Source organism: Azonexus sp. IMCC34839 (assembly GCF_047047955.1).
In the GTDB taxonomy this organism is placed as follows: domain Bacteria; phylum Pseudomonadota; class Gammaproteobacteria; order Burkholderiales; family Rhodocyclaceae; genus Azonexus.
The window spans coordinates 823342-843963 of sequence record NZ_CP150631.1 but is presented as its reverse complement, the minus strand read 5'-3'; the positions used below and the strand labels follow the sequence as shown (position 1 = coordinate 843963).

General features: G+C 60.2%; 22 protein-coding genes, 2 tRNA genes and 2 riboswitches. Of the genes, 19 read left to right on the top strand and 5 right to left on the bottom strand.

Translation table 11 applies throughout. From position 1 onward, the window contains the following. Positions 1-85: 85 nt before the first annotated feature. Both gcvH and gcvT read right to left on the bottom strand, forming a co-directional pair. Positions 86-472, bottom strand: a complete 387-nt coding sequence (gcvH, locus tag WIF35_RS04245; RefSeq protein WP_412480326.1) for a glycine cleavage system protein GcvH — start codon at positions 470-472, stop codon at positions 86-88. A gap of 24 nt (positions 473-496) precedes the next feature. Next, positions 497-1588: a glycine cleavage system aminomethyltransferase GcvT gene (gene gcvT / locus WIF35_RS04240; RefSeq protein ID WP_412480325.1), complete on the bottom strand. Its 1092-nt coding sequence runs from the start codon at positions 1586-1588 to the stop codon at positions 497-499. A gap of 77 nt (positions 1589-1665) precedes the next feature. Further along, a riboswitch (glycine riboswitch) is annotated at positions 1666-1745 on the bottom strand. Between the two features lie 134 nt (positions 1746-1879). Next, a riboswitch (glycine riboswitch) is annotated at positions 1880-1981 on the bottom strand. A 111-nt stretch (positions 1982-2092) separates the two neighbouring features. Here gcvT and WIF35_RS04235 point away from each other — a divergent pair. The 15 genes from WIF35_RS04235 (at position 2093) to pnp (ending at position 16973) form a co-directional block, all read left to right on the top strand. Beyond that, the gene (locus tag WIF35_RS04235) at positions 2093-2932 is read left to right on the top strand and encodes a 3',5'-nucleoside bisphosphate phosphatase (RefSeq protein WP_412480324.1); all 840 of its coding nucleotides are present in this window, start codon (positions 2093-2095) and stop codon (positions 2930-2932) included. 3 nt (positions 2933-2935) lie between these two features. Next, entirely contained in the window at positions 2936-3562 is a 627-nt protein-coding gene (locus WIF35_RS04230) for an L-threonylcarbamoyladenylate synthase (protein ID WP_412480323.1), read from the top strand. A gap of 12 nt (positions 3563-3574) precedes the next feature. Further along, positions 3575-4219, top strand: coding sequence for a site-2 protease family protein (locus WIF35_RS04225; protein ID WP_412481211.1), 645 nt, complete (start codon positions 3575-3577; stop codon positions 4217-4219). 10 nt (positions 4220-4229) lie between these two features. Then, complete coding sequence (locus WIF35_RS04220) at positions 4230-5432, top strand: tryptophan--tRNA ligase (RefSeq protein WP_412480322.1); 1203 nt, start codon at positions 4230-4232, stop codon at positions 5430-5432. After that, positions 5432-5731, top strand: a complete 300-nt coding sequence (locus WIF35_RS04215) for a lipid-A-disaccharide synthase N-terminal domain-containing protein (protein ID WP_412480321.1) — start codon at positions 5432-5434, stop codon at positions 5729-5731. Before WIF35_RS04220 ends, WIF35_RS04215 begins: the two co-directional genes overlap by 1 nt. Before the next feature lie 3 nt (positions 5732-5734). Continuing rightward, entirely contained in the window at positions 5735-6595 is an 861-nt protein-coding gene (locus WIF35_RS04210; RefSeq protein ID WP_412480320.1) for a segregation and condensation protein A, read from the top strand. Further along, positions 6564-7148 carry an SMC-Scp complex subunit ScpB gene (scpB, locus tag WIF35_RS04205; RefSeq protein ID WP_412480319.1) on the top strand — a complete coding sequence of 195 codons (585 nt, stop codon included), beginning with the start codon at positions 6564-6566 and terminating at the stop codon, positions 7146-7148. The genes WIF35_RS04210 and scpB overlap by 32 nt, the downstream gene beginning before the upstream one ends. Further along, entirely contained in the window at positions 7096-8127 is a 1032-nt protein-coding gene (rluB, locus tag WIF35_RS04200) for a 23S rRNA pseudouridine(2605) synthase RluB (protein WP_412480318.1), read from the top strand. The genes scpB and rluB overlap by 53 nt, the downstream gene beginning before the upstream one ends. Positions 8128-8254: 127 nt before the next feature. Then, the gene (gene rimP, locus WIF35_RS04195; RefSeq protein WP_412480317.1) at positions 8255-8707 is read left to right on the top strand and encodes a ribosome maturation factor RimP; all 453 of its coding nucleotides are present in this window, start codon (positions 8255-8257) and stop codon (positions 8705-8707) included. A 21-nt stretch (positions 8708-8728) separates the two neighbouring features. Beyond that, positions 8729-10201: a transcription termination factor NusA gene (gene nusA / locus WIF35_RS04190; RefSeq protein ID WP_412480316.1), complete on the top strand. Its 1473-nt coding sequence runs from the start codon at positions 8729-8731 to the stop codon at positions 10199-10201. Between the two features lie 18 nt (positions 10202-10219). Beyond that, the gene (infB, locus tag WIF35_RS04185; RefSeq protein WP_412480315.1) at positions 10220-13003 is read left to right on the top strand and encodes a translation initiation factor IF-2; all 2784 of its coding nucleotides are present in this window, start codon (positions 10220-10222) and stop codon (positions 13001-13003) included. Further along, positions 13003-13392, top strand: coding sequence for a 30S ribosome-binding factor RbfA (gene rbfA / locus WIF35_RS04180; protein WP_412480314.1), 390 nt, complete (start codon positions 13003-13005; stop codon positions 13390-13392). The genes infB and rbfA overlap by 1 nt, the downstream gene beginning before the upstream one ends. 8 nt (positions 13393-13400) lie before the next feature. Next, complete coding sequence (gene truB / locus WIF35_RS04175; RefSeq protein ID WP_412480313.1) at positions 13401-14315, top strand: tRNA pseudouridine(55) synthase TruB; 915 nt, start codon at positions 13401-13403, stop codon at positions 14313-14315. A 92-nt stretch (positions 14316-14407) separates the two neighbouring features. Further along, positions 14408-14674, top strand: a complete 267-nt coding sequence (rpsO, locus tag WIF35_RS04170; RefSeq protein ID WP_412480312.1) for a 30S ribosomal protein S15 — start codon at positions 14408-14410, stop codon at positions 14672-14674. A 136-nt stretch (positions 14675-14810) separates the two neighbouring features. Continuing rightward, positions 14811-16973 (top strand): polyribonucleotide nucleotidyltransferase, encoded by a 2163-nt coding sequence (gene pnp / locus WIF35_RS04165; RefSeq protein WP_412480311.1) that lies wholly within the window; start codon positions 14811-14813, stop codon positions 16971-16973. Between the two features lie 195 nt (positions 16974-17168). Here pnp and dksA read toward each other — a convergent pair whose 3' ends face one another. Continuing rightward, entirely contained in the window at positions 17169-17594 is a 426-nt protein-coding gene (dksA, locus tag WIF35_RS04160) for an RNA polymerase-binding protein DksA (protein WP_412480310.1), read from the bottom strand. Between the two features lie 139 nt (positions 17595-17733). Here dksA and WIF35_RS04155 point away from each other — a divergent pair. The 3 genes from WIF35_RS04155 to WIF35_RS04145 all read left to right on the top strand — a co-directional run bounded on the left by WIF35_RS04155 (position 17734) and on the right by WIF35_RS04145 (position 19096). Then, positions 17734-17810, top strand: a tRNA-Pro gene (locus WIF35_RS04155). A 23-nt stretch (positions 17811-17833) separates the two neighbouring features. Next, a tRNA-Arg gene (locus WIF35_RS04150) sits at positions 17834-17910 on the top strand. Between the two features lie 166 nt (positions 17911-18076). Then, positions 18077-19096 carry a lytic transglycosylase domain-containing protein gene (locus WIF35_RS04145; RefSeq protein WP_412480309.1) on the top strand — a complete coding sequence of 340 codons (1020 nt, stop codon included), beginning with the start codon at positions 18077-18079 and terminating at the stop codon, positions 19094-19096. Here WIF35_RS04145 and WIF35_RS04140 read toward each other — a convergent pair. After that, a complete protein-coding gene (locus WIF35_RS04140; RefSeq protein ID WP_412480308.1) occupies positions 19065-19478 on the bottom strand; it encodes a PilZ domain-containing protein in 414 nt (137 codons plus the stop codon). The two genes, WIF35_RS04145 and WIF35_RS04140, sit on opposite strands and share 32 nt — an antisense overlap. Before the next feature lie 46 nt (positions 19479-19524). After that, a complete protein-coding gene (locus WIF35_RS04135; RefSeq protein WP_412480307.1) occupies positions 19525-19971 on the bottom strand; it encodes a hypothetical protein in 447 nt (148 codons plus the stop codon). Positions 19972-19989: 18 nt separating this feature from the next. On the opposite strand from WIF35_RS04135, the gene WIF35_RS04130 reads away from it, so the two are divergent. Continuing rightward, positions 19990-20577, top strand: coding sequence for a low molecular weight protein-tyrosine-phosphatase (locus WIF35_RS04130; RefSeq protein ID WP_412480306.1), 588 nt, complete (start codon positions 19990-19992; stop codon positions 20575-20577). Positions 20578-20622 lie beyond the last annotated feature (45 nt).

The following is a 20622-nucleotide window of genomic DNA, read 5'->3' as shown; positions in this document are numbered from 1 at the left end:
GGGATGGAACGGAATGCGGGGATATCAAGGCAAAAGCCCGGCACTGCTGCGGTGCACCGGGCTTTTGAGGCAAAAATCAAACTGGTTAGGCGGCGTCGGCAACGGCCTGGTAGGCAGCGGCGTCGAGCAGGGCGTCGACGTCGGCCATGTTGTCCGGGGTCATCTTGAACAGCCAGGCGGTATAGGCGTCGGCATTGACCGATTCCGGCGCGTCGGCGGCGGCCTGGTTCACTTCGGTGACGGTGCCGCCGATCGGGGCGTAGACGTCGGCCGCGGCCTTGACCGATTCAACGACGGCGATTTCCTTGTCCTTGGCGTAATGGGCGCCGACTTCCGGCAGTTCGACGAAAACGAGGTCACCCAGGGCTTCCTGCGCGTGGTCGGTGATACCGACGGTGACGGAGCCATCGGCGTTCTTCAGAACCCACTCGTGGGAGGCGGCGTACTTGAGGTTGGACGGGACGTTCGACATGGTTTTCTCCTGATAGTGGGGTATTTATTGAACAGCCTTGCCGTTGCGGGCAAAGACGGGTTTGGTGACCTTGGCCTTGAGCAGCTTGCCGCGGATATCGACCTGCACTTCGTCGCCGATCTGCACGCCCATGGGCAGGCGGGCCAGCGCGATGGATTGCTGCAGCGTCGGCGAGAAGGAGCCGGAGGTGATTTCGCCTTCGCCCTGGGCGGTGACGACCTTCTGATGGCCGCGCAGTACGCCCTTGTCGAGCAGGATCAGGCCAAGGAACTGTTTTTGCTGGCCGTTGGCAGCCAACGCGGGACGGCCGACGAAATCGCGCTCGTCCTTCATGGCGACGGTCCAGGCCAGGCCGGCGTCGAGCGGCGACACGGTTTCGTCCATGTCCTGGCCGTAGAGGTTCATGCCGGCTTCGAGGCGAAGCGTGTCGCGGGCACCGAGGCCGCAGGGGGCGACGCCGGCATCCTTCAGCTTGTTCCACAGGCTTTCAGCCTCGCCGGCCGGCAGCATGATTTCGTAGCCGTCTTCGCCGGTGTAACCGGTGCTGGCGATGAAGTATTGGTCGACTTCAGCGGCGAAGAAGGCCTTCAGACCTTCGGTCGCGGCCTTGGCCTGCGGCAGCACAGACCAGACCTTGGCGCGGGCGTTCGGGCCTTGCACGGCGATGATGCCGAGGGCGTTGTCACCATCGCGGCGCTGGGTGATGGTGACGTCCATCTTCCATTCGGCGGCCTTGGCCTGCATCCAGGCCAGATCCTTCTCGGCGGTGCCGGCATTGACCACGATGCGGAAGCGGGTGTCGGTCAGGAAGTAGATGATCAGGTCGTCGATGACGCCGCCAGCTTCGTTGAGCATGGCGGAGTAGAGCGCCTTGCCGGAGACGGTGAGCTTGGCGACATCGTTGGCGACGAGGCGGGAGAGGAAGGGGCGGCAATCGGCGCCGACCAGATCGACCGGGCACATGTGCGACACGTCGAACATGCCGCAATCGTTACGCACGGCGTGGTGTTCCTCGATCTGGGAGCCGTAGTTGACCGGCATGTCCCAGCCACCGAAATCCACCATCCGGGCGTTGAGCGCACGGTGTGCAGCATTCAAAACCGTTTTCTTCAGCATATCAATCCTTTGCAGACGTTTTTTAACGTCAGTTCTAGAAACGGAAAAGGGGTGAAACGTAAAACTCGCGTCTTGCGTTTCACCCCTCTGTCCTCGATACCTGAGAGATTTGCCCCATCGGTGGGCGCTGTTAACGCCGCTCTCCAGAGTTTCAGGGGGCCGTTTGCGCATTGCCAGCGATACTTTGTCCCCCAAGGGGACTTCCGTTGGGCGTCGACTGCGCCTTGCTGTGCTGGTTGCACTGTCTGCGGCTTGTCTTCGCGTCTCGCTGCCAATGCGCAAACGGCCTGGCCTCATTCCGCGGTCCTTTTGCCTGAGCGTTTTCGGGTGAAATTGCGCCTTCGGCGGCAGCAACGGAAGTCTTTCCGTCCTGCGCTCTCCCACGGAACGGGAGGCACTATAGCGGGATGGCGTTGTCTGATCAACCTGCCGCATTGCACAAGCCATCGGGAGGGAGGTGGCTCCTTCATGTTAAACTCATCGTTTGCCCCAAACAGATACCCTGTGACGCCTGCCAATTTCGATTTCCACTGCCATTCATCGGTTTCCGACGGCCTGTTGCCGCCGCAGGAAGTCGCCCGGCGCGCCGCCGGCAATGGAGTGGATTGGTGGGCGCTGACCGATCACGACGATATTGGCGGTCTGGAAGAGGCGGCCCAGACGGCCGCCGAATGCGGCATGAAGTTCGTGCCGGGTGTCGAGATTTCCATCGAGTGGAAAGAAACGCCAATCCATATCGTTGGCCTCGGTTTCGATCCCAAGCATCCGGCGCTGGTCGACGGTCTGGAGCATCTGCGTAGCGGCCGCGTCGAGCGGGCCAAGCGCATGGGCGATGCGCTCGCCGCCATCGGCATTCCCGGGGTGTTCGAAGGGGCCATGGGCTACGCCGCCAACCCCAGCCTGATTTCACGTGCCCATTTTGCTCGTTACATGGTCTCCATTGGTATTTCTCGCGACGTGCCGGGCATCTTTCAGCATTATCTGACGCCGGGTAAGCCGGGTTACGTCGATCATCGCTGGGCGACGCTGGAAGAAGCGGTGGGCTGGATCGAAGCGGCCGGAGGCGTGGCCGTGGTGGCGCATCCGGGCCGTTACAAGATGTCCGGCCAGGAAACCCGCCGTTTCCTTGAGGAATTCAAGGATATCGGCGGTCGCGGCATCGAAGTGACTTGTGGCAGCCATTCGAACGATCACGTCCTGCACTTTGCCCGCCTGGCGCGTCACTACGGTTTTCACGCCTCGCGCGGTTCCGATTTTCATGGCCCGGAAGAAAGTTATGTCGACCTGGGCCGACTTCCATCCCTGCCAGAAGACCTCAAACCGGTCTGGCGTCTGATTGTCTGATCCATGGCCCGCGTCGTCCAAATCCATCCCGAAACACCGCAGCAGCGTTTGCTGACGCAGGCGGCCGAATTCATCCGCGAGGGCGCCATCGTCGCCTTCCCGACCGACTCCTGTTATGCCCTCGGTTGCCGCGTCGGCGACAAGGATGCGCTCGATCGCATCCGCCTGATCCGCCAGATCGACGACCGGCATCACCTGACCCTGATGGTGCGCGATCTTTCCGAAATCGCCACCTATGCCCGCGTCGACAATGCGCAATACCGTTTGCTCAAGGCGACGACGCCGGGGAGCTACGTTTTTATCCTCGAAGGCTCCAAGGAATTGCCGCGCCGCGTGTTGCACCCGAAGCGCAAGACCATCGGCGTCCGCGTGCCGGATCACCCGGTGGCGCTGGCGCTGCTTGGGGAGCTGAACGAGCCGCTGCTGACCACGACGCTGCAACTGCCGGGCGACGACCTGCCACTGACTGAAGGCTGGGAAATCCAGGATCGCCTGGAGGACCAGATCGACTGGATTCTCGATGGCGGCCATTGCGGCACCGAGCCGACCACGGTGGTCGACCTGACCGGCAGTTCGCCGGAACTGGTGCGCGCCGGCAAGGGGCCGCTTGAACCTTTCGGATTCGACTGAGCCATGTTCGACATCAACGCCGTCATCCAGGCCATTGCCATCAACGCCTTGCCGGTGATCTTCGCGATCACCTTGCACGAGGCGGCGCACGGCTATGCGGCGCGCCATTTCGGCGACAACACGGCATGGATGATGGGGCGCATCAGCCTCAACCCGCTGCGCCATATCGATCCAGTGGGCACGATCCTGATTCCGATACTGATCCTGGTTTTTTCCGGCGGCAACTTCCTGTTCGGCTACGCCAAGCCGGTGCCGGTGGATTTTTCGCGGCTGCGCAAGCCGAAGCAGGACATGCTGTGGGTTGCTGCGGCCGGCCCCTTGGCCAATCTGGCCATGGCCTGCTTCTGGGCGCTGATGTACAAGCTGTCCTGGCTGTTGCCGCCTTTCTTCAGTACGCCGCTGGCGCTGATGGGCAAGGCCGGCCTCATCATCAACTGCGTGTTGATGGTGCTCAATCTCTTCCCGCTACCGCCGCTCGATGGCGGGCGCATCGCCGTCAGCCTGTTGCCGCATCGCCTGGCCTGGCAGTTCGCCCAGCTCGAACGCTGGGGCTTTCCGATTTTGCTGCTGTTGCTCTTCACCGGTATCCTCGGCGCCGTCATGACCCCGCTGGTCGAATTGTCGGCGGGCGCCATCGCAACCATTTTTGGGCTTTAACTGATCGACTATGTACGCTGAACGTGTCCTTTCCGGCATGCGTCCCACCGGGGCGTTGCACCTTGGCCATTACCACGGGGTTTTGAAGAACTGGGTCAAACTCCAGCACGAATACCCCTGCCTGTTCTTTGTCGCCGACTGGCATGCGCTGACCACCAATTACGACAATCCACAGACCATCGAGAAGGCGACCTGGGACATGGTCATCGACTGGTTGGCTTCCGGTGTCGATCCCAATCTGGCTACATTGTTCATCCAGTCGCGCGTGCCGGAGCATGCCGAACTGCATCTGCTGATGTCGATGATGACCCCGCTGGGCTGGCTGGAGCGCGTGCCGACCTACAAGGACCAGCAGGAAAAACTGGCCGGCAAGGACCTGACCACCTACGGCTTCCTCGGCTATCCGCTGCTGATGAGCGCCGACATCCTGATCTACCGTGCCGACAAGGTGCCGGTGGGCGAGGACCAGATTCCGCACGTCGAATTCACCCGTGAGTTGGCGCGCCGCTTCAACCACATGTACGGCCGCGAGCCGGGCTTCGAGGAAAAGGCCCGCGAGGCCGTCAAGAAACTGGGCAGCAAGAAGGCGCGCCTCTATGAAGAGCTGCGTACCGGTTTCGTCCAGAACGGCGACAAGGAAGCGCTGGAGCAGGGCAAGGCCTTGTTGAACGAAATCCAGCACCTGTCGGCACTCGACCGCGAGCGCCTGTTCGGCTACCTGGAAGGTTCGGGCAAGATGATCTTGGTCGAGCCGGGCTATCTGCTGACGCCGGAATCGAAGATGCCCGGTCTGGACGGCCAGAAGATGTCCAAGTCGTATCACAACACCATTACCCTGCGCGAATCGGAAGAGTCGGTGGCCAAGAAGGTGAAGAGCATGCCGACCGATACCAATCGGGTGCGCCGCACCGATCCGGGCGATCCGGCACGTTGCCCGGTGTGGCAGCTGCACCAGGTCTACTCCGACGAAAGCACCAAGGAATGGGTGCAGCAGGGCTGCAAATCGGCGGGCATTGGCTGTATCGACTGCAAGCAGCCGGTGATCGAAGGCATCCTGAAAGAGCAGGCTCCGATGCGCGAGCGGGCGCAGGTCTATCTGGACGACCCGACGCTGGTCAAGAACATCATTGCCGACGGCTGTGAAAAAGCCCGCGAACTGGCGCGTGAGACCATGCGCGACGTGCGTGAAGCGATGGGTCTGGAATACCACTGATGTTCGGTTATTCCTGGGAAGACCTGATCTGGATGGGCATCGGCTTTGGCGGCCAGGCGCTGTTCATGATGCGCTTCGTCGTCCAGTGGTGGTCGAGCGAAAAAGCCAAGCGCGTCGTCGTGCCGGTGGCCTTCTGGTATTTCAGCCTGGGCGGCAGTCTGGTGCTGGTGATCTACGCCATCCATCGCAGCGATCCGGTCTTCATCTTCGGCCAGGCGCTGCCGCTGGCGATTTATGTGCGCAATCTGATTCTGCATTACCGGAGCCAGGCCCGTTCCGAGGCGGGCGAGAGCCTATAAAAGATGAATGCTGCGGTGGACATGCCTGATTTGGCACTTTTCGAGCCGGTTGCCCGTATCTACGGCGAGCCGCTCGATATGCTGCCGCAGGATCTGTACATTCCACCGGATGCACTGTCGATCATGCTCGAGGCCTTCGAAGGGCCGCTCGATCTCTTGCTCTACCTGATCCGCAAGGCCAACGTCGATATCCTGGATATCCCGATGGCGCCGCTGACCCGGCAGTATCTCGATTACGTTGAGTCGATGCGCGCCAGCAATCTGGAATTGGCGGCTGAATATCTGGTCATGGCGGCCATGCTGATTGAGATCAAGTCGCGCATGCTGCTACCGCGGCCCAAGCTGGGCGATGACGGCGAGGTCGAAGATCCGCGCGCCGAGCTGGTTCGCCGGCTGATGGAGTACGAACAGATCAAGATCGCAGGTCAACGCTTGAACGAAATGCCGCAGGCCGAGCGCGAGTTCTACTGGGTCGAGACGCTGGTCGAGAAATCACTGCTGGTGCGCCTGCCGGAAGTTTCGGTCGATGACCTCAAGGAAGCCTGGATGGCCATCGTCCGCCAGGCTGGCTTGAAGAAGCACCACAAGATCAGCCGCGAGGAGCTGTCGGTGCGCGAGCACATGGGCATCATTTTGCGCGCGCTGCAGGAGAAGGGCGGTTTCGTTCAGTTCGAAACCCTGTTCGATGCCGAGATGGGGCCGCCGGGGTTGGTCGTGCATTTCCTCGCCATGCTCGAACTGGCGCGCGAGAAGCTGATCGAGATTACCCAGACCGAGTCCTTCCAACCGATTTACGTTCGTGTGCATCAGGGCGAAAGCCCGATGGAATCCGATGAAGCCGACACTGATCAAGAAAGTGCTTGAAGCCGCGTTGCTCGCGACGCGCGAGCCGATGTCGACGCACGAGATGAAGAAGCTGTTCGACGAACCGTTGTCGTCCGACACGCTGCGCAAATTGCTCGACGAGCTGCGCGGCGAATACGACAAGCGCCCGGTCGAGCTGATCCAGCTGGCCTCGGGCTGGCGTTTCCGTACCCGGCCCGAGTATTTGCCGTATCTGGAACGCCTGAATCCGGAAAAACCGCAAAAATATTCGCGTGCCGTGCTGGAAACCCTGGCCATCATCGCCTATCGTCAACCGGTGACGCGGGGCGATATCGAGGAAATCCGCGGCGTGGCGGTCAATGCAAACGTGATCAAGACGCTGGAGGAGCGCGGCTGGATCGATACGGTGGGACATCGCGATACGCCGGGTCGGCCGGCGCTGTTCGCTACCACCAAACAATTTCTGGATGACCTCGGCTTGCGCAGCGTCAGCGAATTGCCGCCGCTCGAGCAGGTTGCCCAAACTCTGGAGTTGATGAATGAAAACCAAACGAACGCCGTTCCGGCCGTCACAGAAGAAGAGCAGCCCTGAAAATCGCCCGGAAGGGGCGGTGCACCGTAGCAGCGAGGGCGAAGGCGAATTCAAGCCGCGCCGTGGCCGCGGTCGTGGCGAAGCGACAGGGGAGCCCACGGAGGGGGCGGTAGCGGCCGGAAAGCCGGTGCCCCGCCGCAAGCCGGCACCGAATACCGGTGGCCGTGCCAATCGCGGTCAGGTCGCCCGTGACGGTCGCCCGCTGGCCGAGGCCAAACCCGAGCGCCTGCAGAAGATTCTGGCCCAGGCCGGTGTCGGTTCGCGCCGTGAAATGGAAGAATGGATTGCTGCCGGCAAGGTCTCGGTCAATGGCGAAGTGGCCCATCTCGGCCAGTCCGTCGTTCCGACCGACAAGGTCAAGGTCGGAGGTCGTCTGATCAATATTCGCTTTACCGGCAGTAATCGGCCGCCGCGCGTGTTGATGTACCACAAGCCGGAAGGCGAAATCGTCTCGCGCGACGATCCGGATGGCCGTCCGTCGGTCTTTGCCGCGCTGCCGCGCATGCGTGGCGGGCGCTGGATCAACGTCGGTCGTCTCGACTTCAACACCTCCGGCCTGTTGCTGTTCACCACCTCGGGCGATCTGGCCAACAAGCTGATGCACCCGAGTTCGCAGCTGGTCCGCGAATACGCCGTGCGCGTGCTGGGCGAGCTGACCATGGACGCGCAGCAGCAATTGCTCAAGGGTGTCGAGCTGGAAGACGGTCCGGCTAATTTCGCCGCCCTGGTCGACGCCGGCGGCGAGGGCGCCAACAAGTGGTATCGCGTGACCATTTTCGAAGGGCGCAACCGCGAAGTGCGTCGCATGTTCGAAGCGGTCGGCTGTACGGTCAGCCGTCTGATCCGTGTCCGCTACGGTCCGTTCGTTCTGCCGCCGCAGTTGAAACGCGGTCGTTCGCGTGAGCTGACCGAGGTTGAGGTCAAGGCATTGATGAAGGAGCTGGCGAAAACCGCGCCATCGGCCGAAAAGCCCGTCTAAACTCTGTAAAGAGATTGTTAGGGAGGAATAAACCCGTTATAATTCACGGGTTTGTTCCTCCCGTTGTTTTTGACGGGCGCTTAGATTTTTCTGAGGTGGGCGTTTCGCCCATTTTTTATTTGTAGCTATGGATTTGAACTCGCTGATTGAAACCACGGTAACCGGTCTCGGTTATGAACTCGTCGATATCGAGCTGTCGCCGCGCGGCCGCACGATTCGCGTCTTCATCGACGCACCGGCGAAAGAGGGCGGTATCGACGTCGACGATTGCGCCAAGGTCTCCAACCAGCTGTCGCGCGTTTTCGAGGTCGAGAATGTCGATTTCGACCGCCTCGAAATTTCCTCGCCCGGCATGGATCGCGTCGTCAAGAAAGCCTCGGATTTCGAGCGCTTCGTCGGCCAGGATATCCAGATCAAGCTGCGTATTCCTCAGAACAATCGTCGCAACTTCCAGGGTGAATTGCTCGGTCACAAGGACGGCAAGGTCGGTCTGCGCCTGGCGCAGGACGGCAAGCAGGAAGATGTGGAACTCGAATTCAATAACATCGAAAAGGCACGTCTCGTGCCGCGATTCGACTGAAGGACTAGGAGGTTTTAGCCCATGAGCCGTGAAATGTTGCTGCTGGTCGATGCACTGGCCCGCGAAAAGAATGTCGCCAAGGAAATCGTCTTCGGTGCCCTTGAGCTGGCGCTCGCATCCGCGACCAAGAAGCGTATCCACGACGAGGCCGATGTGCGCGTCTCGATTGACCGCAATACGGGTAACTTCGAGTCCTTCCGTCGCTGGCAGGTCGTTGCCGACAACGAGTACGTCAACGAATTCCTGCAGGTGCCGCTGTCCGACGCCCAGAAGGATGATCCGGACGTCGAGCCGGGCGACTACCTGGAAGAGGCGCTGGAACCGATCGATTTCGGTCGTATCGGTGCGCAGGCCGCCAAGCAGGTCATTCTGCAGAAGATTCGCGACGCCGAGCGAGAGCAAATCCTGAACGACTTCCTGGATCGCAAGGAACATGTCGTTTCCGGTACCATCAAGCGCATGGAGCGTGGTAACGCCATCGTCGAAGCCGGCAAGATCGAAGCCATGTTGCCCCGCGACCAGATGATCCCGAAGGAAAACCTGCGCGTTGGTGACCGCGTCAAGGCCTACCTGCTACGCATTGACCGCAATGCCCGTGGCCCGCAGATCATCCTGTCGCGCACCGCGCCGGAATTCGTCATCAAGTTGTTCGATCTGGAAGTGCCGGAAATCGCCGACGGTCTGATGGAATTGAAGGCCTGTGCCCGCGACCCCGGTCTGCGTGCCAAGATCGCCGTCAAGTCGAACGACCCGCGTGTCGATCCGATCGGTACCTGCGTCGGTCTGCGCGGCTCGCGCGTGACCGCCGTGCGTAACGAAATCGGTGGCGAGAACATCGACATCGTGTTGTGGTCGGCCGATCCGGCCCAGTTCGTGATTGGCGCCCTGTCGCCGGCCGAAGTGTCATCCATCGTGGTCGATGAAGACAAGCACGCCATGGACGTGGTGGTCGATGAAGACAACCTCGCCATCGCTATCGGTCGCAACGGCCAGAACGTTCGCCTGGCTTCCGAATTGACCGGCTGGACCATCAACCTGATGACGCAAGACGAGTCGGCCAAGAAGTCCGAAGCCGAACACGCCGTGACCCGCCTGATGTTCATGGAAAAACTGGACATCGACGAGGAGCTGGCCGATCTGCTGATCGAAGAAGGTTTTTCGACGCTGGAGGAAGTAGCCTACGTGCCGCTGGCCGAAATGCTCGAAATCGAAGGGCTGGACGAGGAGATCGTCAACGAGTTGCGTAACCGCGCCCGTAACGTTCTGCTGACCGAAGCCATTGCTACCGAGGAGAAGCTGGAAGGCGTCGCCGACGACCTGATCAACCTCGAAGGCATGAGCAAGGAAATCGCCGCCAAGCTGGCCGAGGGTGGCGTCAAGAATCGCGATGACCTGGCTGAGCTGGCGGTCGACGAACTGACCGAAATGACCGGCATTGACGAAGAGCGTGCCAAGGAACTCATTCTGAAGGCACGGGCTCACTGGTTCGAGTGAGCGGGGAGGTAGAAACGCATGTCAGCAACAACAGTTTCACAATTCGCTCTCGAGCTGAAGATGCCGGTGGCGGCACTGCTCGAGCAACTCGATAAGGCCGGTGTCGGCAAGTCGGACGCCAACGATGGTTTGACCGATCAGGACAAGGCCAAGCTGCTTGATTATCTGCGCCGCTCGCATGGCGAAGCTCAGGGCAAGACCAAGATCACCCTGACCCGCAAGCAGACTTCGGAAATCAAGGCGACCGATGCCCATGGTCGTGCCCGCACGGTGCAAGTCGAGGTTCGCAAGAAGCGCGTGCTGGTCAAGCGCGATCTGAACGAATCGTCTGCCGACGCAGAATCTTCCATCAAGGAAGAGGCGCTGGCTGCAATTCCCGAGTCGGAGCCGGTCATCGAACCGGTGGTTGAGGCTGTGGTTGAGCCGGTTGTCGAAGTGGTGCCCGAGCCTGAGCCGGTCGTTGAGCCGGAACCGGTTGTTGAACCCGAGCCGACTCCGGAACCTGAGCCGGAGCCAGAACCCGTGGTCGAGGCTGAGGCCGAGCCGGTTGCCGCCGAAAAGCCGAGCGAACCGACCAAGCCGCAACGTGTCGTGGTCAGCCGCGCTGCCATCATCGGCGAAAAGGAACTCAAGGCCCGCGAGGAAGAAGCGCGTCGCCACAGCCGTCTGCGCGAAATCCAGGAGCGCGAGCTGAAGGAAAAACAGGCTCGCGAAGCCCAGTTGGCGGTTATGCGCCAGCAGGCCGAAGCTGCCGCTGCGGCTGCCAAGGCCGCCGAGCAGGCCAAGCAGCAAGCCGCTGCCCAGGCCAAGGCCGGTGAGGGTAGCGAAAAGGGTACCTTGCACAAGAAGCCTGACGCCGGTAAGAAGGGTGAAAAGGGCGACAAGGGCGGTCGCGCTGCTGATGAAGGCAAGAAGAAGGGTGGCCTGAAGACCCGTGGTTCCGATATCGGTAACTCGTGGAAGGAAGGCAAGCACGGCCACAAGAAGTCGTCCAAGGGCGACGATGGTCAGGGCAGCTTCCAGGCGCCGACCGAGCCTATCGTGCGCGAAGTTCATATTCCGGAAACCATTTCCGTCTCCGATCTGGCCCACAAGATGGCCGTGAAGGCGACCGAAGTCATCAAGACCATGATGAAGATGGGTTCCATGGTCACCATCAACCAGGTGCTGGACCAGGAAACGGCGATGATCGTCGTCGAGGAAATGGGCCACAAGGCGGTTGCCGCCAAGCTGGACGATCCGGATGCCTTCCTGGAAGACAACACCAGCACCGAGCACAAGGATGTGCCGCTGGTGCCGCGTGCGCCGGTAGTCACGGTTATGGGTCACGTCGACCACGGCAAGACCTCGCTGCTTGACTACATCCGTCGCGCCAAAGTGGCCGCCGGTGAAGCCGGTGGCATTACTCAGCACATCGGTGCCTACCACGTGGAAACCGAGCGTGGCATGATCACCTTCCTCGATACCCCGGGTCACGAAGCGTTTACCGCGATGCGTGCGCGTGGTGCCAAGGCGACCGACATCGTCATTCTGGTGGTGGCTGCCGACGACGGCGTGATGCCGCAGACCAAGGAAGCGATCCACCATGCCAAGGCGGCCGGTGTGCCGCTGGTGGTGGCGGTCAACAAGATCGACAAGCCGGATGCCAACCCGGATCGCGTCAAGCAGGAGTTGGTGGCGGAAGGCGTCATTCCGGAAGAGTATGGTGGCGATTCGCCGTTCTGCCCGGTGTCGGCCAAGAAGGGTACCGGTATCGACGAACTGCTGGAGCAGGTGCTGCTGCAGGCGGAAATTCTCGAACTGACGGCGCAGAAGGATGCGCCGGCCAAGGGTCTGATCATCGAAGCCCGTCTCGACAAGGGGCGCGGTGCCGTGGCGACCATGCTGGTCCAGTCCGGTACCTTGAAGCGCGGCGACATCGTGCTGGCCGGTCAGGTCTTCGGTCGCGTTCGCGCCATGCTCGACGAGAATGGCAAGCCGATCAACGAAGCTGGCCCGTCCATCCCGGTTGAAATCCTCGGTTTGTCCGATGTGCCGGCCGCTGGCGAAGAGGCCATGGTTCTCAACGACGAGAAGAAGGCGCGTGAAATCGCCTTGTTCCGTCAGGGCAAGTTCCGCGACGTCAAGCTGGCCAAGCAACAGGCCGCCAAGCTCGAAAGCATGTTCCAGCAGATGGAAGAGGGCGAGGTCAAGACCCTGCCGCTCATCGTCAAGGCTGACGTGCAAGGTTCGCAGGAAGCCCTGGTGCAGACGCTGGCCAAGCTCTCGAACGAAGAAGTGCGTGTCCAGATCATTCACGGTGCCGTCGGTGCCATCAGCGAATCCGACGTCAACCTGGCCCAGGCTTCCGGCGCCGTCATCATCGGCTTCAACATTCGTGCCGATGCGGGCGCGCGCAAGCTGGCCGAGACCTTCGGTGTCGATATCCGTTACTACAACGTGATTTACGACGCGGTCGATGAGGTCAAGGCGGCTCTGTCCGGCATGTTGGCGCCCGAAAAGCGCGAGCAGATCACCGGTATGGTCGAGATTCGCCAGGTCTTCCACGTTTCCAAGGTTGGTGCGATCGCCGGTTGTTACGTGCTCGAAGGTATCGTCAAGCGCTCTTCGCGCGTCCGTCTGCTGCGCAACAACGTCGTGCAGTGGGATGGCGAACTCGAATCGCTCAAGCGCTTCAAGGACGACGTCAAGGAAGTGCGTTCCAACTTCGAGTGCGGTCTCTCCCTGCGTGGCAATAACGACATCCAGGAAGGCGATCAGCTCGAAGTCTACGAAATCCAGGAAGTGGCACGCTCGCTGTAATGAAGAAGCAATCCCGCGGATTTCAACGCAGCGAACGGGTCGCGGAGCAGGTGCGCCGCGACCTCGCCGACCTGATTCGTACCGAACTGAAGGACCCGCGCGTCGGCATGATCAGCCTCACCGAGGTTGAGCTGACGCCGGACTACGCTCATGCCAAGGTGTATTTCACGACGCTGAATGCCGAGCACCTCGAGGACATCCAGCGTGGTTTGAAGCGTGCCGCAGGTTTTCTGCGCCGCGAACTCGGGCGCCGCATTCATATCCACACGCTGCCCGAGTTGCATTTCGTCTACGATGCTTCGCTTGAGCGGGGCACGAGCCTGTCGCAGTTGATCGACCAGGCAAACGCACGTTCGGCCGAGCCGGACGACGAAGCGCCTGAAGCCTGAGTTTTTCCATGCAGCCGAAGGTAAAAAAGACCTGGAAGCAGGTCGATGGCGTGCTTCTGCTCGATAAACCCGTCGGCATGACCTCCAACGACGCGCTGCAAAAGGCGCGTCGCTTGTTTTCGGCCGCCAAGGGCGGACATACCGGTACGCTCGATCCGCTGGCTTCCGGCCTGCTGCCGCTATGTTTCGGCGAGGCGACCAAGTTTTCAGCCGATCTGCTCGACGCCGACAAGACCTACGAAGCCGAACTCAAACTCGGTGTCACGACCGATTCCGGCGATGCCGAAGGGCAGGTGACGGCCACTGCTGCGGTGCACGTGTCGGAAAGCGATATTTTCAATGTCTTGCCGCGCTTCACCGGCGACATCCAGCAGGTGCCGCCAATGCATTCGGCCTTGAAGCGCGATGGTCGGCCCTTGTATGAGTTGGCTCGACAGGGGATCGAGGTCGAGCGCGCGCCGCGTGCGGTGACCATCCATGCCATCGAATGTCTGGGCTTTGCCGGCGATGTTCTACGCCTTCGCGTCAAGTGCAGTAAAGGCACCTATATCCGCGTGCTGGCCGCCGATATCGGCGCGGCCTTGGGTTGTGGCGCGCATTTGACTGCCTTGCGGCGAACCGAAGTGGGCGACCTCTCGCTGGCAGGCGCTGTCACGCTGGTCGAACTCGAAGCCATGGACGAAGCGGTGCGTTCGGTTCGCTTGCAGCCGGTCGATGCCCTGCTGCAAAGTCTGCCGCGAATCGATGTCGCCGGTGATGCCGCACAACGGTTCCGCCATGGCAATCCGGTCGATCTGCCGGCAGGCTTGGCCGGCAAGATACGCGTATATGAAAACGACCGTCTGATCGGCGTCGGCGAGCCGGGCCGGGAAGGGCGCTTGTGGCCGAAACGTCTGGTGCAATTGGCCGATAACCTGATATAATTCCCAGCTTCCGCTTTTCTGGCGGAAGTTTTTCAACTGGCGCGGGCTCTATCAAACTGGGGCTGCGTTGTTTTAATGAAAGAGAGTTTGAAATGCTGACTACCGCCAACAAGGCCGCTATCGTTGCCGACTACGCCCAAGCCAAGGGCGACACCGGTTCCCCGGAAGTTCAGATCGCACTGCTGACCGCACGCATCAATGATCTGCAACCGCACTTCAAGGAGCACACCAAGGATCACCACTCGCGTCGTGGTCTGCTGCGCCTGGTTTCCCAGCGTCGCAAGCTGCTGGACTACCTGAAGGGCAAGGACATCGATCGCTATCGCACCCTGATTACCCGTCTGGGCCTGCGCAAGTAAGCGTAGCCGAGATCGGAAAAGAAGCGGCCCGGAGAATTTCCCGGCCGCTTTTTTGTTTGTTGTTGTGCCATTGTTCTTTTGTTGTGATGTAAGTTGTTGTTATTGTTGTTAAATGTGATGTGAGTGAAAGGAAGATATGTTTAACGTCGTGAAAAAGACCTTCGCCTACGGCGATCACCAGGTGACCCTCGAAACCGGTGAAGTCGCCCGCCAGGCAGGCGGCGCCGTGATGGTGTCGATGGAAGAGACGGTTGTTCTGGTGACCGTCGTCGGTGCCAAGAGCGCCAAACCCGGTCAGGATTTCTTCCCGCTGACCGTTGATTACCAGGAAAAGGTTTACGCTGCCGGCCGTATCCCCGGCGGTTTCTTCAAGCGCGAAGGTCGTCCGTCTGAAAAGGAAACTTTGACTTCCCGCCTGATCGACCGTCCGATTCGCCCGCTTTTCCCGGAAGGTTTCTATAACGAAGTTCAGGTCGTCGCCACTGTCGTCTCGCTGAATCCGGAAATCGATTCCGACATCCCGGCGATGATCGGTGCATCCGCGGCCCTGGCAATTTCCGGCATCCCGTTTGCCGGCCCGATCGGTGCTGCTCGCGTGGGTTATATCAATGGCCAGTACGTACTGTGCCCGACCCTGAGCCAACTGAAGGACAGCCAACTCGACCTCGTCGTTGCCGGTACCGAAGCAGCCGTGCTGATGGTTGAGTCCGAAGCCGATCAACTGTCTGAAGAAGTGATGCTCGGCGCTGTCGTGTTTGGCCACACCGAAATGCAGAAGGCGATCAACGCCATCAACGAACTGGTCGAAGAAGCCGGCAAGCCGGAATGGGAATGGCAAGCTCCGGTCAAGGACGAAGCTCTGGTCGCTCGTTTGCAGAATCTGGTTGGCGCCAAGCTGGAAGAGGCGTATAGCATCACCTCCAAGCAGGCTCGTAGCCAAACCGTCAAGGCGATCGCTGCCGAAGCCGTGGCTGCCCTGTGTACCGGCGAAGAAGGTGCACCAGATGCCAACACCGTCGGCAACCTGTTCTTCGAAATGGAAGCCGCCATCGTGCGTGGCCGCATCCTATCCGGTCAGCCGCGTATCGACGGCCGCGACACCCGTACCGTGCGTCCGATCACCATGCGTTCCGGCGTCCTGCCGCGTACCCATGGTTCCGCGCTGTTCACCCGCGGCGAAACCCAGGCGCTGGCTGTTGCCACGCTGGGCACCAACCGCGATGAGCAGATCATCGACGCACTGGCCGGTGAATACCGCGATCGCTTCATGCTGCACTACAACATGCCCCCGTACGCCACCGGCGAATGCGGTCGCGTTGGTACGCCGAAGCGTCGCGAAATCGGTCACGGCCGCCTGGCCAAGCGCGCGCTGCTGGCCGTGCTGCCGGCACCGGAAGATTTCTCGTACTCGATGCGTGTCGTGTCCGAAATTACCGAATCCAACGGCTCGTCCTCGATGGCTTCCGTCTGTGGCGGCTGCCTGGCTCTGCTCGACGCCGGTGTGCCGCTCAAGGCGCACGTGGCGGGTATCGCCATGGGCCTGATCAAGGATGGCAACCGTTTCGCTGTGCTGACCGACATCCTGGGTGACGAAGATCACCTGGGCGACATGGACTTCAAGGTGGCTGGCTCGACCACCGGTATCACCGCCCTGCAGATGGACATCAAGATTCAGGGTATCACCAAGGAAATCATGCAAGTTGCTCTGGCTCAGGCCAAGGAGGCACGTCTGCATATCCTCGGTCTGATGCAGGAATCGGCTGCTGGTCCGCGTGAAGAAATGTCGGCCTATGCCCCGCGTCTCTACACCTTCAAGATCAATCCGGAAAAGATCCGTGACGTGATCGGCAAGGGCGGCGCCGTGATCCGCGCCATCACCGAGGAAACCGGTACCACCATCGACATCCAGGATGACGGCACGATCACCATCGCCGCCACCTCCGGCGATGCCGCTGCCGCTGCTCGTGCCCGTATCGACGCGATCACCGCCGAAGTTGAAGTCGGCAAGATCTACGAAGGTACCGTCCTCAAGATCCTCGACTTCGGTGCCATCGTTCAGGTGCTGCCGGGCAAGGATGGTCTGCTGCACATCTCGCAGATCGCCAAGGAGCGCGTCAACAAGGTCGAAGACTACGTCAAGGAAGGCCAGGTCGTGCGCGTCAAGGTTCTGGAAACCGATGACCGCGGCCGCGTCAAGCTGTCGATGAAGGCTGCTGCCGAGGAAGAGGGTGCCGTTGCGCCGGCTCAGGAAGGTGCGCCGGAAGCCGTTGCTCAGCAACAGCAGCAACAGCAGCAATAATCCGGTCCAGGCCGAATACGCAAAGGGCACCGCGAGGTGCCCTTTGTTTTTTGGCTATTGGGGGCAGTGCACCGCAGCAGTGTGCTTCTCATGAAAAAAGCCACTGATAGGGTGGCTTTTTTTTACGGAAAGAAATCTCCCGATGGGCACGCGCTATTCGCCGGAGAGCGAATCGGCGCTGCGCAAAACGGCCAATTACTTGGCCATCTGCTTTTCCTTCATCTCGTCCAGCGTCTTGCAATCGATGCACAGGGTGGCCGTCGGACGGGCTTCCAGGCGCTTGATACCGATCTCGACGCCGCACTTGTCGCAGAAACCGTAATCGCCGCTGTCGATGCGACCCAGGGTCTCGTCGATCTTCTTGATCAGCTTGCGCTCACGGTCGCGGTTGCGCAGTTCGATCGCCATGTCGGTTTCCTGGCTGGCCCGATCGTTGGGGTCGGCGAACACCGTCGCTTCATCCTGCATCGTGTGCACGGTCCGGTCGATATCCTCGCTCAGCTCTTTCTTGACCGCTTCGAGAATCTTGCGGAAGTGCGCGAGCTGCTTGGCGCTCATGTAATCTTCCCCCGCCTTGGGCACATAGGGAGTGAAGTGTTTCTGGAGCAGTTCTTCTGCCATGTTGTTTTACGTTCCGCTGACGAAAAAACCGATTAAATATCAGAAAGGGCGTCTTCAGGCAAGAATAGTTTCTTTCAAAAACATAGATGGCTGATCTGGTAAGGGTTTTCGAGTGGTGTTAGAATGCGCCCTCTCGTGTCGGGGCGTAGCGCAGTCTGGTAGCGCATCTGCTTTGGGAGCAGAGGGTCGTGAGTTCGAATCCCACCGCCCCGACCATCCTCTTCTTGTTCCTCCCTTCAGCGCCCGTAGCTCAACTGGATAGAGCAGCTGCCTTCTAAGCAGCAGGTCGGGGGTTCGAGTCCCTCCGGGCGCGCCAAGCCCCTTTCGTTTCCCTCTCGTTGCCGTCTCGTCCGTTTGGCGGACGAACTTGCAATTTGCCTATCGTCGGCGCATATTGAATTCGTGTCGGCAGTGTCTTGAACCTGTTCGGCAGAGTGCAAAGCTTGGCGCATCCCGCAATGCGGCGCCGTGAGGTAGGGGTAATGAAATCGAATCTTCCCCGAGTATCGATATTCAGTGCTTTGCAGGAATTCTTGCTCTTCCTGTGCGGGATTATGTTGTGCCTCTTTTCCGCTGCCGTCTTTGCCGGTATGCCGAATATTTCCGAGGACGAATCGCCGCGCGTGCGGGCATTGCTCGATCAGGCGTGGGCTGCTGAATCGGGGCGCGGCCTGGAACGCAATCCCTACTTGGCAGCCATTCTTTATCGCCAGGCTGGCGATTTGGGCAGTGCCGAGGGGTTCTATCGCGCCGCCTTGCTGCAGTTTCCAGCCGGACGGATCAATCTGGTGACGAACGACGGCTTGTGCCTGCTCGTTGCAGCGAGCCAGTTAGGGCACGCGGCAGCTGGTGGGCTGCTGGAACGGGTCGAGGCGGTCAATGGCCGGCGTGTCAGCCAATGCGACGAAAACCTGCCGCTACCCGGTGTCTTCAGTTTCGATTTGGTCGGTTACGTCAATGGCCTGAGCATGGACAAGCAGAAGATTGCGGCCATCGTCAGGCGCCTCGCCGTCGCTTACAAGGTTGATCCGAATCTGGCCCTCGCCATTGCGACGGCGGAGTCCAATTTCAATCCTGGCGCTGTCTCGTCCAAGATGGCGGTAGGTGTCATGCAGTTGATTCCGGAAACCGCCGAGCGCTTCAATGTGCGTAACCCGTTCGATCCAGAACAGAATATCCGGGGCGGTCTGGCCTATCTACGCTGGCTCAAGCAGTATTTCGGTGGCGATGTGGTGCGTGTCGTGGCTGCCTACAATGCTGGCGAAGGGGCAGTGGTCAAATACAACGGGGTGCCTCCCTACAAGGAAACCATTTCCTATGTGAACCGCGTCATGAGCTATTCCGGCAAGCGTCTTTGCGCTTCCGGCGGCGGGAAGTTCGTTGCCGAGGTCGGCGGGCGTGGGCCATGCGGCCTGCTGCATCCCAAAGCGGGTGCCGTAAGGGAGATCAGGTCTCCGGAGATGCCTTCCGCTACGCCGGATGGACTGTTGCTTGTCCGTTAGCGGCGTTGGCTTCACCCGACGATAGCTTCATTACCAGCGGCGTTGCGCGGGAAAGGGCGAGGGCGCGATAGGCCCGGAGTACGACGAGGGGGTGATTGTCGATCTCGGTAATCTCGCATCCCAAGCCAAGACCATGGCGCCAGACGTTTTTCCGCACGACGCGGACGAGAAAATCAACCGGAGTGGGAAGATCGTCCGATTCGATACGGCAGAGCCAGGTTTTTCGTCCGCTCAGCGTGGTTTCGTCGGCGTCGTCGATGGCAAGCGCCACGCCGAGCGCGGAAATATCAACAATCCGGCCGGTGATGGCCTTGCTGCCGGCGGTCAGTGTGGCCTTCCCGGTGATCGGGAAACGTTTCGATCTTCGGTAGTTGTGCAGCATCGCTTGCTTATTCCATCGCTAGAAGAGCTTGTGCCTCACAAATGCATCAGGATTCTCGTTCTTTTTTCGTGTCCGGGCGCGGCGTAACTGGCGCCGCTGGTTTCGACGAGAAATTGATCCTGGCACCCCCTAGGCTTTGGGTGATCTCGATCACGCCGTTCAATATCCGGTTCTCTGTGTTTTTCTGGCAGTAGGCGTCGAGTAGTGGAACGAGCACCTTGGCATCAGCGACGACGGAGGTTGCCTGCTCGTAGCCTTTGGGGGCATAGACGTTGTGCGCCGCGAAAAAGCCAGTGGCCCATTCGATGGTCAAGGCGCGCGCCTCACCATTCTTGTCGTCCTTCCACTGGTTCCAGTCACTGCATTTACGCACCCCCATGCCGGAGACCTTCACATCGCGTGCCCAGGCATCGGGCTGGCCAATGAGCACAAGGGTGGCTACCAAAGACACCGCGGAGATTTTCCGCATCAGTTTGGGGTTGAACGACATCATTCGCCTTTCCATAGACAATTGAGCGATCAATCATCGAATCGTGATAAGCCTCAATGCCACGTGGGCTTTAAAGAGCAGAATAAGAGCCTGCTTCGCGCATTGCAAGTTTCATATGGGATCGTCGTGCAATACAGAGTGTTGTTTGTTTGCCGGAACAACGTTTGCCGTTCGGTATTGGCCGAAGCCGTCATGCGGCGTATGTTGGCGGAAACGGGCTTGGCCGACCGAGTGGAGTTGTCATCGGCGGCCACCCACGGCGTGCATGTAGGAGCGCAACCCGATTCGCTCGTCCTGCGAGCGGCGGAGAAACGCGGTTATCCGCTGTACGGAACGTATTCCAGAAAAATCGGTTGGCACGATATGGAGTATTTCGATCGGATCCTGGCGATGGATCGGGCCAACCTCGATCATCTCAGGCGTTGGGCGCACGAAGATCGACACAACCGCATTGCGTTGTTGATGCAATATGCCACTCATCACTTCGAGCGGGATGTGCCCGATCCCTACCTTAGTCTCGGTCGCGGCTTCGATGAAGTGATCGACATGATCGAGGATGCCTGTCGAGGCCTGATCGACGACCTAGGGCAGAACGGCGGCGCGCGCTAAGGGTGGCGAAAACTACGGTATCATTCGCCCTTTTCGGCAAGCGGC

What these genes read in the sequence shown, in the direction of transcription:
- gcvH (WP_412480326.1), bottom strand. Translation starts at nt 472, where the DNA reads ATGTCGAACGTCCCGTCCAACCTCAAGTACGCCGCCTCCCACGAGTGG.
- gcvT (WP_412480325.1), bottom strand. Translation starts at nt 1,588, where the DNA reads ATGCTGAAGAAAACGGTTTTGAATGCTGCACACCGTGCGCTCAACGCC.
- WIF35_RS04230 (WP_412480323.1), top strand. Translation starts at nt 2,936, where the DNA reads ATGGCCCGCGTCGTCCAAATCCATCCCGAAACACCGCAGCAGCGTTTG.
- WIF35_RS04220 (WP_412480322.1), top strand. Translation starts at nt 4,230, where the DNA reads ATGTACGCTGAACGTGTCCTTTCCGGCATGCGTCCCACCGGGGCGTTG.
- WIF35_RS04215 (WP_412480321.1), top strand. Translation starts at nt 5,432, where the DNA reads ATGTTCGGTTATTCCTGGGAAGACCTGATCTGGATGGGCATCGGCTTT.
- WIF35_RS04210 (WP_412480320.1), top strand. Translation starts at nt 5,735, where the DNA reads ATGAATGCTGCGGTGGACATGCCTGATTTGGCACTTTTCGAGCCGGTT.
- scpB (WP_412480319.1), top strand. Translation starts at nt 6,564, where the DNA reads ATGAAGCCGACACTGATCAAGAAAGTGCTTGAAGCCGCGTTGCTCGCG.
- rluB (WP_412480318.1), top strand. Translation starts at nt 7,096, where the DNA reads ATGAAAACCAAACGAACGCCGTTCCGGCCGTCACAGAAGAAGAGCAGC.
- rimP (WP_412480317.1), top strand. Translation starts at nt 8,255, where the DNA reads ATGGATTTGAACTCGCTGATTGAAACCACGGTAACCGGTCTCGGTTAT.
- nusA (WP_412480316.1), top strand. Translation starts at nt 8,729, where the DNA reads ATGAGCCGTGAAATGTTGCTGCTGGTCGATGCACTGGCCCGCGAAAAG.
- infB (WP_412480315.1), top strand. Translation starts at nt 10,220, where the DNA reads ATGTCAGCAACAACAGTTTCACAATTCGCTCTCGAGCTGAAGATGCCG.
- rbfA (WP_412480314.1), top strand. Translation starts at nt 13,003, where the DNA reads ATGAAGAAGCAATCCCGCGGATTTCAACGCAGCGAACGGGTCGCGGAG.
- truB (WP_412480313.1), top strand. Translation starts at nt 13,401, where the DNA reads ATGCAGCCGAAGGTAAAAAAGACCTGGAAGCAGGTCGATGGCGTGCTT.
- rpsO (WP_412480312.1), top strand. Translation starts at nt 14,408, where the DNA reads ATGCTGACTACCGCCAACAAGGCCGCTATCGTTGCCGACTACGCCCAA.
- pnp (WP_412480311.1), top strand. Translation starts at nt 14,811, where the DNA reads ATGTTTAACGTCGTGAAAAAGACCTTCGCCTACGGCGATCACCAGGTG.
- dksA (WP_412480310.1), bottom strand. Translation starts at nt 17,594, where the DNA reads ATGGCAGAAGAACTGCTCCAGAAACACTTCACTCCCTATGTGCCCAAG.
- WIF35_RS04145 (WP_412480309.1), top strand. Translation starts at nt 18,077, where the DNA reads ATGAAATCGAATCTTCCCCGAGTATCGATATTCAGTGCTTTGCAGGAA.
- WIF35_RS04140 (WP_412480308.1), bottom strand. Translation starts at nt 19,478, where the DNA reads ATGCTGCACAACTACCGAAGATCGAAACGTTTCCCGATCACCGGGAAG.
- WIF35_RS04135 (WP_412480307.1), bottom strand. Translation starts at nt 19,971, where the DNA reads ATGATGTCGTTCAACCCCAAACTGATGCGGAAAATCTCCGCGGTGTCT.